Below are 13,249 nucleotides of genomic sequence, written 5' to 3'. Positions count from 1 at the left end.
GCACCACGGCCGTCCGATTCAGCTGAGAACGGTCAACCCGCCCGGCAACGAACGGGCGTCGAGATCGAAGGCATGCTGCAGCTGCACCAGCGCCAGGTCGAGCGATGCGATGTAGAAGCTCCCGGTGACCAGGCGGCTGCGCGCGGCCGTGTTCATCAGCACCACGCGGCCGCGCCGGTAGCGGTTGATCTCGTCGAGCACGTCGGACAACCGGGCCTGCGTGAACACCAGCTCGCCCTTGCGCCAGGCCGACAGGTTGGCAGCGCCGACCAGCGCCACGCTGCTCACCGACGTGCCGTCGTACACCGTCTGCTGGCGCGCGCGCAGCTCACGCGCGCCCGCGGGATGCTCCACGCGCACCGCGCCTTCGATGCAGGTCACGCACACCTTGGCGTCCAGGTAGCGGACCTCGAAACGCCCCGACTCGGCCAGGCTGCGGCCGGCCCCGGCCACGACGCCGAAGGGCCGCGCGCCACTGGCCGACGACAGATCGAATGCGGCCTCGCCCTCGAGCAGGTCGACGCCGGTCGTCCGGCCGTCCACCGTGCGGCGCCGGATGCGGGTCTGGGTGTTCAGGGTGACCTGCACCCGTTCGGTGAGGCCCACCTCCAGCTGCTCGCCGGTGGCGGTGCGGTAGTCGCCGCCCCACCCCGCCGGCGCAGGCCACAGGCCCGCGGACGGATGGAACACCGCCACGCCCGCGACACCGGCCATGGCCGCCGCGCCCGCTGCCGCACCGAGGAAGGCGCGGCGCGCGAGCACCGGCCGGGGCTGGTGGCGCGCATGAAACGCCGCGGCATCGGCATTGGTGCGAAGCACGCCGGCAGAGGCCTGACCGAGCACGGCCCATTGCGCCCTGGCCTCCTTGAAGACCGCCGCGTGCGCCGGGCTGCGCGCCAGCCAGTGCTTGAAGCGCTGGGCGTCCTGCGGCTTGACGGCACCCGAATGAAGCAGCCGCAGCCATTCCCAGGCCTCGCGCCGCGTCGTGTCGACCGCGAGGGCGGGATCGTCGACCGGTGCCGTCAGGGGGTCGTGCATCACGGCCGCGCCCCTTCTTCAGGGCCTCGGCCCGCTGCGAGCGCCAGGGTGATTCGATTCTTCACTCCGTACGACGAACGGGCCGCGCCGATCCCGCAACTATTTTTTGTCATGGGCCATCCGGGCACTCAGGTAATCGTGCGCATGCTTGAGTTCGTATTCGACGGTGCGCAGGGAAATGCCCAGGCGCCGGGCCACTTCGGGCTGCGTCAGTCCCTCCATGTGCACCAGCACGACGACCTCGCGCCGCCGCGCCGGCATGCGGTCCAGCAGCTTGATCACGGCGTCCAGCTGCGAACGCGCCTCGGCGATCCGCGCGGGTCCCGGCGCCGTGTCGGCCAGTTCCATCAGCGCATCGACTTCTTCGAAAGGCAGGTTGCGGCTCTGGCGACGCTGGATGTCCAGCGCAATGTTGAACGCCATGCGCACGAGATAGCCGCCCGGCCGCTGGATCGGCCCTGCCTCGCTTCCGCCCTGGTCGTTCACGCGCAGCCAGGTGTCGTGCAGCGCATCCTCGGCCAGGTCTGCATTGCGCAACGCGCGGCCCAGCTGGCGCTTGAGGGCGTCGTAGTGCCTGGACAGGTAGTCCATGAGCACGGGGCGGACGTCTTCGGCCATGGACAGGTCAGGACGGCGAGCGGCCGGCCGCCTCGCGGCAGCGCGTTCCGCCGCGCGCATCGGTGGGCAGGATGAGCAGCGTCAAAGGCTGCGGCAGGTCCGGCGGCGGCGCATGCGCAAGGCGCACGCCCCGCAGAACCTCCAGCATCTCGGCGTCGCGGGCCGCGTCGCCGGTCAGGCCGAGCAGGCGCGGCCGGCGAAGCTGCCCCCCCTCGTCCACCTCGAAGCGCAGCAAGGACCGGTACGTTCCCGGCCGCGTGCGCACATTGCCGCACAACGCTTCCCAGACCCGCGCCTGCAGCAGGCTGGGGTAGCCCGCCAGGCTTCCAAGGCTGGCCGCGCGCGGGGCCTCCGCCCGGGCCTGCGCCGGCCTCAGCGCGAGCGTGACGGCCGAACCCGTGCGGACCTTTTCGGCCACCAGGCCCGTGCCCTCCAGCAACAGTTCAAGCGCGGTGTCGGGGGCGTAAAGCCCGCGCACCGCGGAGGACGTCAGCCCGGCCAGGATTTCGCTGCGAAAGAGTGCAGGCTGCCGGGTGACGGCGGCATAGCGCTTGAGCGCATCGGCCAAGGGAAGCGAGGGAATGTCGAACGCCAGTGCGGCGTCACCCGCGCCTGGAACCGCGCCGGCCGAGGCCTCGCCCTCACGCAGCGGTGATGCAGATCCGTCGCTCGCCCAGGCCGTGCCGGCCAGCCACGACAGCGCGAGCGCGCAGAGTGCGACGCTGCGGCCTGCCGAGCCCGCGAACCCAGGGTGCACCTCGCTCACCCTCGCGGCGCAACGATGCCGCGCGCATCGTCACGCCCGCCGTGAGGATGCGAAAGCCATGGCAGGGAGAAAAGTCGAGTCGGCAAGGAGCGCACGCCAGTCGGGAAACTTGCATGCTGTCACCGGCGTGTGACGGTCTCGTTGCAACGTCAGACTTTCGTATGCCCCGGCGTGGCTAGCGTCACTTGCGCCGCGGAAAGGCCGAGGCCGCCCATTGAGTGGCTGACCGACCCTCCGCCCGCCAGCCGCCCCGCCACCAGCTGCAGCACGCGGTCGCAGCGCTTGGCCAGGTCCTGGTCGTGCGTGACCATCACGAAGGCCGTGCGGTGCCGGTGCGCGAGGTCGAGCATCAGCGCGAACACGGCGTCGGCGGTGCTGCGATCGAGGTTGCCGGTGGGCTCGTCGGCCAGCACGCAGGCGGGCTGCGTGACCAGCGCGCGCGCAATGGCCACGCGCTGGCGCTCACCGCCGGACAGCTCGGCCGGCCGGTGGTGCAGGCGTTCGCCCAGGCCCACGCTGGCGAGGATCTTGGCCGCGGCCTGCGCCGCTTCGCCGGCCTCGACGCGGCGGATCTTCAGCGGCATCGCGACGTTGTCGAGCGCGCTGAACTCGGGCAGCAGGTGATGGAACTGGTAGACGAAGCCCAGGTGATGGTTGCGCAAGCGGCCCTGCTCGGCGGCGTCGGCATGCGCAATGTCCTTGCCGAGCAGTTCGACCTTGCCCGCGGTGGGCGCGTCGAGCCCGCCCATCAGGTGCAGCAGCGTGCTCTTGCCGGAACCGGACGCGCCGACGATGGCCAGCGTTTCGCCGGCGTGCACGTCGAGGTCGACACCGTGCAGCACGGTGAGGTCGATGCGGCCTTCGTGGAAGCGCTTGGTAAGGCCACGGGCCTTCAGGACGACATCACTCATAGCGCAGGGCCTCGGCGGGGTTCACACGGCTGGCGCGCCAGCTCGGATACAGCGTGGCCAGGAAGGCCAGGATGAGGGAAATGATCGCGATCGGCATGATGTCGCTTTGCTGCGGGTCGCTCGGCATCTTGCTGATCAGGTAGATGTCCTTGGGCAGGAAGCTGGCGTGGAAGAGCTGCTCCAGGAAGGGCACGATCACGTCGATGTTGTAGGCGATGCCCAGGCCCAGCAGCAGGCCGCCCACGGTGCCGATCACGCCCACCATGGCGCCCTGCACCACGAAGATGGCCATGATGCTGCGCGGCGAGCTGCCCAGCGTGCGCAGGATGGCGATATCGGCGCGCTTGTCGGTCACGGTCATCACCAGCGTCGAGACGAGGTTGAAGGCCGCCACCGCGACGATCAGCGTGAGGATGATGAACATCATGCGTTTCTCGACCTGCACGGCCGCGAACCAGGTCTTGTTCTGGCGCGTCCAGTCGCGGATGAGGAACTGGCCCGGCAGCGTGACGGCGAGCTGGTCGGCCACCTCGCGCGCTTCGTGCAGGTCTTTCAGCTTGAGGCGGATGCCGGTCGGGCCTTCGAGGCGGAACACCTTGGCGGCGTCTTTCTCGTGCACCATCGCCAGCGCCGAGTCGTACTCGTAGTGGCCCGAATCGAACACGCCGACCACGGTGAACTGCTTCAGACGCGGCACCACGCCGGCCGGCGTGACCTGTCCGCCCGGCGCCACCAGCGTGACCTGGTCGCCGGGCTGCACGAACATGGAGCGTGCCAGCTCGATGCCCAGCACGATGCCGAACTCGCCCGGCACCAGCTTGTCGAAGGTGCCGCCCTTGGCGATGCCGCCGGTGTCGGTGACCTCGGGCTCGAGCGCGGGGTCGATGCCGCGCACGATGGCGCCCTTCATGTCTTCGCCGCGCGCGATCAGCGCCTGCGTGTTGATGAAAGGCGCCGCGCCGATCACCTCGGGGTTCTTGCGGGCGTCGGCCATGATGGCGTCGATGTCCTGCAGGGCCTGGCCGTCGCGCGAGAAGATCTCGATATGCGACACCACGCTGAGCATGCGGTCGCGCACTTCCTTCTGGAAGCCGTTCATCACGCTGAGCACGATGATCAGCGCCGCCACGCCCAGGGCGATGCCGAGCATCGACACGCCGGAGATGAAGGAGATGAAGCCGTTGCGTCGCGTGGCCCGGCCTGCGCGCGTGTAGCGCCAGCCGAGCTGCAGTTCGTAGGGGAATCGCATCAGCGGCCTCGCCCCGTGGCCTCAAGGGGCATGGGCGCACCCGCGGGGGGCGGCAAATACTCGGGGTGAGGAGCGAGGGGGTAGGTCATACGGTGGAATTGTGGCATCCCGGACAATAGGGAAATGGCCGAACCTCTCCCACGTCATCTGTTGATTCCCTTTGCCGGCCGCGGTTCCCCGGCTTGCCGCGCGGCGCTCGCGACCCTGCGGCTGCCGAACCTCGAAACCCTGCTGCTGCGCCTGACGCTCGCCGACACCGACACGCAGGACGACGGCACCCGCTCCCCGCCGCACGAACGCGCGCTGGCCCGCGCGCTCGGCCTGCCCCCTGCCGACGACGGCTGCATTCCCTGGGCCGCGCTCGAAGCCCGCAAGACCGGCCTGGCCGCGCCCGGCGACCACGAGGCCTGGGGCCTGGTGACGCTGTGCAACTGGCAGGTCGGCATCGACGACGTGGCGCTGGGCGACCCGAGCGCCATCGAGATCGACGCCGCCGAGTCGATGGCCCTGCTGACCGTTGCAGACCCGTTCTTCGAGGAAGACGGCATCGCGCTGTACCCCTCCGACACACCGGGCCGCTGGCTCGCGCGCGCGCCCATCTTCGACGGGCTGGCCACGGCCTCCATCGACCGCGCGGTGGGGTACCCCATTTCGCAGTGGTCGCCGCTGGGCGACGCCTCGCGGCCGCTGCGCCGGCTGCAGAACGAGATGCAGATGCTGCTGTACACGCAGCGCGTGAACGACGAGCGCACCGCGCGCGGCGTGCCGCCGATCAATTCGTTCTGGCTCAGCGGCACCGGCGTCCTGAAGGACGGCGACCTGCCCTCGCCGCCCCTTTCGCGCACGCCGGTCGTCGACCTCGCGCTGCGCGACGCGGCACTGCACGACGACGGCCTGGCCTGGGCCACCGCCTGGCAGGCCTTGGATGCGGGCGCCGTCGCCGGCCTGCTCGCTGAGCTGACGCGCGGCGCCGACGTGGCGCTCTCGCTGTGCGGCGACCGCGGCGCGCAGCTTTTCACCGTGCAACCGCGCGGCCTCGCCCGCTGGGCCAAGGGCCTGTTCGACCGCAACCGCGCCACCCAGGTGCTGGAGTCCCTATGAAGATCATTGCCCGGGACATCCCGCCGCGCACCGTCTGGGCGCTGGAACAGGCCGGCGTGCACCCGCTGCTGGCGCGCCTTTTTGCCGCGCGCGGCGTGCGCGGCAAGGACGAGCTCGACGACGGCCTTGCCCGCCTGCTGCCGCCCGACACGCTGCGCGGCACGCGCGAAGCCGCCGTGCTGCTGGCCGACGCCATCGCACAGGACAAGCGCCTGTGCATCGTGGCCGACTACGACTGCGACGGCGCCACCGCCTGCGCGGTCGGCGTGCGCGGCCTGCGCCTGCTGGGCGGCAAGCACGTGAGCTACCTCGTGCCCGACCGCGTGGTGGACGGCTACGGCCTGACGCCGCCCATCGCCGAGCGCGTGGCTGCGGCCGGCGCCGACATGCTGATCACCGTCGACAACGGCATCGCCAGCGTCGAGGGCGTGGCCGCCGCCAAGGCGCGCGGCCTGCAGGTGCTGGTGACCGACCACCACCTGCCCGGCCCCGAGCTGCCCCTGGCCGACGTGATGGTGAACCCGAACCAGCCCGGCTGCGAGTTCGAAAGCAAGAGCATCGCCGGTGTCGGCGTGATGTTCTACGTGCTGCTCGCGCTGCGCTCCGAACTGCGCACGCGCGGCGTGTTCGACACCGCCACGCAGCCCAAGCTCGATGCGCTGTTGCCTCTCGTCGCCCTCGGCACCGTGGCCGACGTGGTGAAACTCGACGCCAACAACCGCCGCCTCGTGGCGCAGGGCCTGCGCCGCATCCGCGCGGGCGCGATGCCGGCCGGCGTGGCGGCGCTGTTCAAGGCGGCGGGGCGCACCGCCTCGGCCGCGACCACCTTCGATTTCGGCTTTGCCCTCGGCCCGCGCATCAACGCGGCCGGCCGGCTGGCCGACATGACGCTGGGCATCGAATGTTTGCTGACCGACGACGCGGGCCGCGCCGACGAACTCGCGCGCATGCTCGACGGCATCAACCGCGAGCGACGCGACATCGAGGGCGGCATGCGCGACCAGGCGCTGCTGCTGGCCGAGTCGCTGTTCGCGGCCGACGGTGAAGGCGTGGAAGCACCGCCGCCGGCCATCAGCGTGTTCGGCGCGGACTTCCACGAAGGCGTGGTGGGCATCGTGGCCTCGCGCATCAAGGACCGCTTCCATCGCCCGACCTTCGTGTTCGCGGCCAGCGCGGCACCGGGCAAGGAGCAGGAGCTGAAGGGCTCGGGCCGATCGATCCCGGGCTTTCACCTGCGCGACGCACTCGACCTCGTGGCCAAGCGCCACCCCGGCGTGCTGCTGCGCTTCGGCGGCCACGCGATGGCCGCGGGCTGCACCGTGGCGCGCGAGCACTTTCCTGTCTTCGAGCGCGCGCTGGCCCAGGTGGCCGGCGAATGGCTGGCGGAGGCGGCGCTGACGCGCCAGATCGAAACCGACGGGCCCATCGCGCGCGAATACATGCGCATCGACCTCGTCGACACGCTGCACCGCGAGGTCTGGGGCCAGGGCTTTGCGCCGCCCACCTTCAGCGAAGAGGTCGAGGTGGTGTCGCAGCGGCTGGTGGGCGAGAAGCACCTGGCGCTCAAGCTCAAGCACCAGGGCCAGCCCATCGACGCGATCTGGTTCAGCCACACCGAGCCGCTGCCGCCGCGCGTGAAGCTGGCCTTCAGGCTCGATGCGGACGAGTGGCAAGGGGTGCGACGGTTGCGCTTTCTGGTCGAAGGCGCGGAGGTGTGACGCGGGCGGCCTAGACTGGAGGCCCATCCATTCGACCGGGCACTCTCGCATGCAGCAAGAAGCCATCTCGGCCCACGACATCTTTCCGCACATCCGCGTCGTGATGGGCATGGTCATCGGCCTGGGCGTGACCCGGCTGCTGTCGGGCGTGGCGCGCATCGTGCAGCACCCGACGCAGTACCGGCTCTATGCCGTGCACCTGGCCTGGGTCGCCTCGGTGCTGCTGGCGCTGGTGCATTTCTGGTGGTGGGAGTTCGGCCTGTACCAGATCGACAGCTGGACCTTCGGCACCTACGCCTTCATCGTCAGCTACGCGATCCTGCTGTTCCTGCTGTGCGCGCTGCTCTTTCCCGACAGCATGCAGGACTACGCGAGCTACCGCGACTACTTCTACGCCCGCCGCGCGTGGTTCTTCGGCTTGCTGGCCGCCACCTACCTGCTCGACGTGGTCGACACGCTGATCAAGGGCGAGGCGCACTTCGCCCGCTTTGCGATGGAGTACCTCATCCGCACGCCCATCCTCGTGGGCCTGTGCATCGCGGCGGCCCGCTCCGCCAACCCGCGCTTTCACACGGCCTTCGTCGCGGGCACGCTGGCTTACCAGCTGTCGTGGATCTTCCGGCTCTTCGACACGCTGGACTGAACGGCCTCGGCCACGGATTCCACGGGCGCACACACGATGGCGCCTTCCGAAACGTCAAGCTCGTTGCGGCCGGATCAACAGGACCTGCCTCCATGAGCGCGGGCTAACATCCACGTCCTTCAACCGATACGAACCACCCCTGCCGCCGTGAGTACCCTGCCCCCTTGCCCCCAATGCCATTCGGAATTCACCTACGAAGACGGCCTCAACCTTGTCTGCCCCGAATGCGCTCACGAATGGTCCGTCTCGGGCGCTGCCGCCGAAAGCGCGGCCGATGAGGGGCGGGTCATCAAGGATTCGGTCGGCAACGTCCTGAACGACGGCGACACCGTCACCGTCATCAAGGACCTCAAGGTCAAGGGCTCGTCGCTGGTCGTGAAGGTCGGCACCAAGGCGAAGAACATCCGCCTGATCGATGGCGATCACGACATCGATTGCAAGATCGACGGCATTGGCGCGATGAAGCTGAAGTCGGAATTCGTGCGCAAGGCGTGAAACCGGCCTGACGCATGCGGCGCATGCGTCTTGCTGTCCGCTCGTCACGCCGGTGCCGCGCGGACTTCCTAGCCGGCCAATTCCCGGCAGCGTGCGGCGTCCAGCGCATGGCCGCAGGCATGGAACTCCCGCGCCGCCGCGGCGAAGCCTGCGCGTGCGGCAGCGACACGGCCGGTGGCCCGTTCGATGTGGGCCTGCGCCTCGTGCAGCGACGCGTACCAGGCCGGCAGCTTCATCACCACGTTGGCCAGGTATTCGGATTGCTGTTGGTGGCTGGCCGCCAGGTCCAGTTCGTGCGCTCTCGCGGCCGCGATGGTGGCCGGGATGGCGAAGGTGATTCGGCAGCCGGGGCAGCTTTCCAGCGGGCCGCGCACGTTGGCCTCGGCCTCCTCCAGCACGCCCAGCGCGGCATCGGGCTGCGTGGCCATCGCGATGCGGGTGCCGTAGATGCGGTCCAGCAGGTGGAAGCCGACGTCGGACTGGCGCGCGACGTCGAGCGCTTCGTCAAGCAGGCCGCGCGCCCGGTCCATCTGCCCGCGGTAGATCGCCAGTTCCGAGCGACGCTGCAGCGACAGCGCTTCGCCGGTCGCGCCGCCGATCGCGCGGTGCATGCGCCCGCCGGCCACCAGGTCCTGTTCGGCGGCGTCGAGTTGGCCACTGAGCAGCCAGGCTTCGCCGCGCAACGTGACCGCGAACGCATGCCCGCGCGCCGCGCCCAGCCGCTGCGCTTCCGTGGCCAGCGCATCGGCAAAGGCGATGACCTCGGCATACGGCCGCGAGCCGTACAAAAAGCGCTGCGTGATGCACAGGTGACCGTCGAACACGCGCACCGCCAGCTGCGGCAGGTGGCTCGTCTCCTTCAGGTCGGCCCACACGCTGCCGTGCAGGTCGCCGCGCGCGTGCGCCGCCGCGGCTTGCGACCAGGAGGCGATCACGAGCGTGCCTTCGTCGCCGGTCACCAAGGCAATCCGACGCACTTCGGCCGACCGGCGCGTGCCTTCGGCGGGGTCCCCGAAGCCCAGGGCCGCCGCGCCGCTGTACGCCAGCGCTTCGGCGAGGCGCCCCGCCACCGTGGTGGGATGCACATCCTTCAGAAACTGCAGGGCACCGGGCGGGTCGCTCATCTTCACTTGCGCCAAGGCTCGCTTGGCGCGCAATTCGTGGGACAGCGCTTCCTCCGCGACGGCGGCGGCCGCATCGTAGGCGGCCAACGTGCCTGGCCGGCCCAGGGCGTCCAGGGACTCGGCACGCAGCGCCAGTGCTTCCGGCTGCGCCGCCCGGTGCGCGAGCAGCGGCTCGACGTGGCGCAACACGTCCTCGTAGGCGCCGAGGCGAAAGGCCTGGCGCGCGGCCGCCAACGCACACGGCATCGCCTGCTCGGCATCGCCCGCGGCGAGCCAGTGATGGCCCACCAGGCCCGGTGCCGCACCGCCCTGCGCGAGCCGCGCCGCCACGTCGCGATGCCACAGCACACGCCGGTGCGGCGGGATGCCTTCGGCCAGCGCGTCCCGCACGAGGGCGTGGCGGAAGCGGTAGCGGCCATCGGCGACCACCAGCACGCCTGCGGCCAGCGCCTGGTCGAGGCGCGCCAATGCGTCGTGGCCTTCATCGGTGGCCAGCGCCACGGCCGTGGCCACGTCGAAGTCCTCGGCCGACAGCGCCAACCGGCGCAAGGCCTCCGTCGTGCCGGGGTCCAGGTCGCACAGGCGTTCGGCCAGGGCCGACGACAGGCTGCGGGACATCACCGCCGCGGCGCCGTCTGAGGTAGCGGCACCGCGCGCGAGCTCGACCACGGCAAACGGCAGGCCTTCGGCACGACGCGCGATGGCGGTCGCGGCCTCGCCTGTCATCGGTGCGTCGGCCGAGCGGGCCGCGAGCAGTGCCGCTTCCTCCTCGGACAGTGGGCCCAGTTCAAGGGCCTCCAGCTGGCCGGCACGCTGCAAGCGCGAGGTGTTTCGATCCAGCAGCGGCGGCAGCGCGTGCCGGCATGCGAGCAGCACGAACACCGGGGGACCGCTCGCCGCCAGTTGCGTCAGCGCCTGGGCGCTCGCGTCGTCCGCCGCGTGCGCGTCGTCGACGATGAGCAGCACCGGCTTGTGCGCGGCCGTGGCCAGCAGCAGCCGGCGCACCGCGCCCACCATCTGGTGGCGCCCGAGCGGCAGGGCCAGCGGTTTCACGTCGCCCGAGGCGGTCATCTGCGCCAGCACAGCCTGGGCGTGCGCACCGATGGCCTGTGCCGCATCGGGCAGTTCGCCGAGCAAGGGCTCCACCAGGTCGGCCGCGATGCCGTAGGGCCGGGTCCAGTCGCCGGCCTGCAACGAGCGCACCTGCCAGCCCAGGCCCCGCGCTTCTTCGGCGACACGGCGGCAGAACGCGGTCTTGCCCATCCCCGCCGGCGCGCGCACCACCGCGCCCCCCGGCCGGCCCGCGAGGCTGGCGCGCAGCCACCCCAGGACACGCACCAGCTCCATGGCACGGCCGACGAAACGCGGCGCGGCGCCCTCCAGGCCCGCCACGCATTCGCGGTACAGCGCCTCGGCCGACGGGCCGGGGCGCATGTCCAGGGTCTGCTGCAGATGGTCGCGCAGGTGGCCGTACCAGCGCAGCGCCGAAGAGCGTCGCCCGGCCGCCAGTTCCTCGCGCATCAGCTGCACATGCGCCGCCTCGTCGGTGGGGTCTTCGCGCACCAGCCGTTCCAGGTCGCCGGTCTGGCGCAGCAGCTGCAGGAACTTGTCGCGCAACCGCTGGCGCGGCGCCTCGGTCCAGGTTTCGTAGCGGGCGTCCGGCAGGAGGTCGCCGCCATAGAGCTGCGCGGCCGCCTTGCAGGCCTGCGGATCGCCGCTGTGCAGGGCCTCGTCCGCTGCGCGCTCGAACCGCTCGGCGTCGCACGCCACCGCGTGGTCGGGCAACAGGAAAACCCGGCCGCCTCGCAGCACCAGGGCGTCGGGCTGGCCGATGAACTGGCGCGCGTGGTGCGCGGCCTTGCGCAGGTTGGCGCTGCCGGCGTCGGGGTCCAGGTGCGGCCACAGGGCCTCTACCACCTGTTCGTTCGCCAGGCTGCGTCCGGGCTGTAATGCCAGCAGCTGCAGCAGCTCAGCGGCGCGCCGGGTCAGCGGCACTGGTGGAATCTGCGGGTCGTCGCCGGCCACGCTTAGGTGGAACGGGCCCAGCAGCCGGATGGACACGGCTTCGGACGACGGAGTCGGTGGGGGCGACATCGCGATTCCTTTCCCCCGGCACGGGCCGGGAACGTTTCAGGAACGCCAAGCGTGGAGCATCAGTATGCCGTCTATCGAATCTGGCGGGTGCAACGAATAGACGCGCCACCCTCGCGCCCGCGGACCCTCAAGGAGTACCTCATGCATATCGCAAAAGACGCCGTCGACGTGAAGATGGAAATTCCCGGTGCCCTGATCCGGCAGCGTCTGAATTTCGGCGACGCGACCGGCTACAGCAAGATCAGCGGCGAGTACTTCACGCTGTCGGCGGGCGTCGACACGACGCCGCTGTTCCAGGGCCTGAACGACCACAACTCCTGCCAGTGCCCGCACTGGGGGTTCGTGATCAAGGGCCAGATCACCACCACCGACGACGCCGGGGAGCAGGAGACCGTGAAGACCAACGACCTGTTCTATTGGCCGCCCGGCCACAACGTCAAGGTCGACGCCGACGCGGAGATCGTGATGTTCAGCCCGCAACACGAGCACACGCACGTGATCGACCACATGATCGAGAAGGTGAAGTCATGAACCCGAACAAGGCCCTCTGGGAAAAAGGCGACTTCACCCGCATCGCCGAGAGCATGCGCGAGAGCGGTGAAGACGTCGTGCGGCACGCCCGCATCACGCCCAACATGAAGGTGCTGGACCTCGGCTGCGGCGACGGCAACACCGCCATCCCGGCCGCGAAGCTCGGCGCGCAGGTGCTGGGCGTGGACATCGCCGCCAACCTGGTCGCCGCGGGCAACCGACGGGCGGCCCAGGCCGGCCTGTCGGCCAGTTGCCGGTTCGAGGAAGGGGACGCCTGCGAGCTGCGGCTGGAGAACAAGTCGCTCGATCTCGTCATCAGCATGTTCGGCGCCATGTTCGCGCCCAAGCCTTTCGACGTGGCACGGGAGATGGTGCGTGTCACGCGTCCGGGCGGCCGCATCCTCATGGGCAACTGGATCCCGAACGACCCCACGCTGGTGGCGCAGATCCTGAAGATCAGCTCGTCGTATGCGCCCCCGCCGCCCGAGGGCTTCGTGAGCCCGATGGGCTGGGGTTCGACCCCGAACATCATCGAGCGCTTTGGCGCGGCAGGCGTCGCTTCGGAGGCCATCAGCTGGGAACGCGACAGCTACATCTTCGACTTCAAGGGTTCACCGGCAGAGTTCGTCGACACCTTCCGGCAGTTCTACGGGCCGACCATGAACGCATTCGACGCGGCAGCCCAGGCGGGGCGCACCGACGAACTGCGCACGGAGCTGGTGACGCTGTTCCAGAGCCAGAACCAGAGCCAGTACCCCAACACCTGCCTGATCGCCGCGACGTTCCTGCGGGTGACGGTGGACGTGGGCTGATTCGCGGCGTTCCGTCGCCTTCTGCGGTCAGTCGCGGCGTGAAGGCTTCGCCCGCCCTACCAAGCGTAGCCCACCTGCACTCGCGCCCCAAGTTTGCGCCCACCGCTGTCGCCCCCGCCGCTGGTGGCGCTGGACAGGCCCACGCCCAA

At 70.3% G+C, this 13,249-nt stretch carries 12 protein-coding genes; 6 read left to right on the top strand and 6 right to left on the bottom strand.

What is annotated here, in order from left to right; genetic code table 11:
- Nucleotides 1-18: 18 nt before the first annotated feature.
- The 5 genes from ACAM42_RS07305 to ACAM42_RS07285 all read right to left on the bottom strand — a co-directional run bounded on the left by ACAM42_RS07305 (nt 19) and on the right by ACAM42_RS07285 (nt 4,582).
- Nucleotides 19-1,038, bottom strand: a complete 1,020-nt coding sequence (locus ACAM42_RS07305; RefSeq protein WP_369632738.1) for a FecR domain-containing protein — start codon at nt 1,036-1,038, stop codon at nt 19-21.
- Between the two features lie 99 nt (nt 1,039-1,137).
- On the bottom strand, nt 1,138-1,656 hold the full coding sequence (locus ACAM42_RS07300) for an RNA polymerase sigma factor (RefSeq protein ID WP_369631590.1): 519 nt from the start codon (nt 1,654-1,656) through the stop codon (nt 1,138-1,140).
- A 7-nt stretch (nt 1,657-1,663) separates the two neighbouring features.
- Complete coding sequence (locus ACAM42_RS07295) at nt 1,664-2,422, bottom strand: TonB-dependent outer membrane receptor (protein WP_369631589.1); 759 nt, start codon at nt 2,420-2,422, stop codon at nt 1,664-1,666.
- Between the two features lie 149 nt (nt 2,423-2,571).
- Nucleotides 2,572-3,333: a lipoprotein-releasing ABC transporter ATP-binding protein LolD gene (gene lolD / locus ACAM42_RS07290; RefSeq protein WP_369631588.1), complete on the bottom strand. Its 762-nt coding sequence runs from the start codon at nt 3,331-3,333 to the stop codon at nt 2,572-2,574.
- Nucleotides 3,326-4,582, bottom strand: coding sequence for a lipoprotein-releasing ABC transporter permease subunit (locus ACAM42_RS07285; RefSeq protein WP_062473701.1), 1,257 nt, complete (start codon nt 4,580-4,582; stop codon nt 3,326-3,328). The genes lolD and ACAM42_RS07285 overlap by 8 nt, the downstream gene beginning before the upstream one ends.
- A 123-nt stretch (nt 4,583-4,705) precedes the next feature.
- Here ACAM42_RS07285 and ACAM42_RS07280 point away from each other — a divergent pair, with 123 nt between their 5' ends.
- The 4 genes from ACAM42_RS07280 to ACAM42_RS07265 all read left to right on the top strand — a co-directional run bounded on the left by ACAM42_RS07280 (nt 4,706) and on the right by ACAM42_RS07265 (nt 8,539).
- Nucleotides 4,706-5,683, top strand: coding sequence for a hypothetical protein (locus tag ACAM42_RS07280; protein ID WP_369631587.1), 978 nt, complete (start codon nt 4,706-4,708; stop codon nt 5,681-5,683).
- On the top strand, nt 5,680-7,401 hold the full coding sequence (gene recJ, locus ACAM42_RS07275) for a single-stranded-DNA-specific exonuclease RecJ (protein WP_062473697.1): 1,722 nt from the start codon (nt 5,680-5,682) through the stop codon (nt 7,399-7,401). The genes ACAM42_RS07280 and recJ overlap by 4 nt, the downstream gene beginning before the upstream one ends.
- A gap of 49 nt (nt 7,402-7,450) precedes the next feature.
- Entirely contained in the window at nt 7,451-8,044 is a 594-nt protein-coding gene (locus ACAM42_RS07270) for a hypothetical protein (protein WP_062473695.1), read from the top strand.
- Between the two features lie 147 nt (nt 8,045-8,191).
- Complete coding sequence (locus ACAM42_RS07265) at nt 8,192-8,539, top strand: zinc ribbon domain-containing protein YjdM (protein WP_369631586.1); 348 nt, start codon at nt 8,192-8,194, stop codon at nt 8,537-8,539.
- A 68-nt stretch (nt 8,540-8,607) separates the two neighbouring features.
- Here the strand turns inward: ACAM42_RS07265 and ACAM42_RS07260 are convergent, their stop codons facing one another.
- Nucleotides 8,608-11,757: an AAA family ATPase gene (locus tag ACAM42_RS07260; RefSeq protein WP_369631585.1), complete on the bottom strand. Its 3,150-nt coding sequence runs from the start codon at nt 11,755-11,757 to the stop codon at nt 8,608-8,610.
- Between the two features lie 141 nt (nt 11,758-11,898).
- Between ACAM42_RS07260 and ACAM42_RS07255 the strand changes: the two genes are divergently transcribed.
- Together ACAM42_RS07255 and ACAM42_RS07250 are read left to right on the top strand one after the other, a co-directional pair.
- Nucleotides 11,899-12,288: a hypothetical protein gene (locus ACAM42_RS07255; protein WP_369631584.1), complete on the top strand. Its 390-nt coding sequence runs from the start codon at nt 11,899-11,901 to the stop codon at nt 12,286-12,288.
- A complete protein-coding gene (locus ACAM42_RS07250) occupies nt 12,285-13,100 on the top strand; it encodes a class I SAM-dependent methyltransferase (RefSeq protein WP_369631583.1) in 816 nt (271 codons plus the stop codon). Before ACAM42_RS07255 ends, ACAM42_RS07250 begins: the two co-directional genes overlap by 4 nt.
- Nucleotides 13,101-13,249: the final 149 nt, after the last annotated feature.

Source organism: Variovorax sp. V35, assembly GCF_041154465.1.
In the GTDB taxonomy this organism is placed as follows: Bacteria; Pseudomonadota; Gammaproteobacteria; order Burkholderiales; family Burkholderiaceae_C; genus Variovorax; species Variovorax boronicumulans.
The sequence above is the reverse complement of the archived record's forward strand: the minus strand, read 5'-3'. Positions and strand labels throughout refer to the sequence as shown.

Excerpts from the sequence above, each read along its gene's own strand:
- ACAM42_RS07305 (WP_369632738.1), bottom strand. The coding sequence starts at position 1,038 with ATGCACGACCCCCTGACGGCACCGGTCGACGATCCCGCCCTCGCGGTC.
- ACAM42_RS07300 (WP_369631590.1), bottom strand. The coding sequence starts at position 1,656 with ATGGCCGAAGACGTCCGCCCCGTGCTCATGGACTACCTGTCCAGGCAC.
- lolD (WP_369631588.1), bottom strand. The coding sequence starts at position 3,333 with ATGAGTGATGTCGTCCTGAAGGCCCGTGGCCTTACCAAGCGCTTCCAC.
- ACAM42_RS07285 (WP_062473701.1), bottom strand. The coding sequence starts at position 4,582 with ATGCGATTCCCCTACGAACTGCAGCTCGGCTGGCGCTACACGCGCGCA.
- ACAM42_RS07280 (WP_369631587.1), top strand. The coding sequence starts at position 4,706 with ATGGCCGAACCTCTCCCACGTCATCTGTTGATTCCCTTTGCCGGCCGC.
- recJ (WP_062473697.1), top strand. The coding sequence starts at position 5,680 with ATGAAGATCATTGCCCGGGACATCCCGCCGCGCACCGTCTGGGCGCTG.
- ACAM42_RS07270 (WP_062473695.1), top strand. The coding sequence starts at position 7,451 with ATGCAGCAAGAAGCCATCTCGGCCCACGACATCTTTCCGCACATCCGC.
- ACAM42_RS07260 (WP_369631585.1), bottom strand. The coding sequence starts at position 11,757 with ATGTCGCCCCCACCGACTCCGTCGTCCGAAGCCGTGTCCATCCGGCTG.
- ACAM42_RS07255 (WP_369631584.1), top strand. The coding sequence starts at position 11,899 with ATGCATATCGCAAAAGACGCCGTCGACGTGAAGATGGAAATTCCCGGT.
- ACAM42_RS07250 (WP_369631583.1), top strand. The coding sequence starts at position 12,285 with ATGAACCCGAACAAGGCCCTCTGGGAAAAAGGCGACTTCACCCGCATC.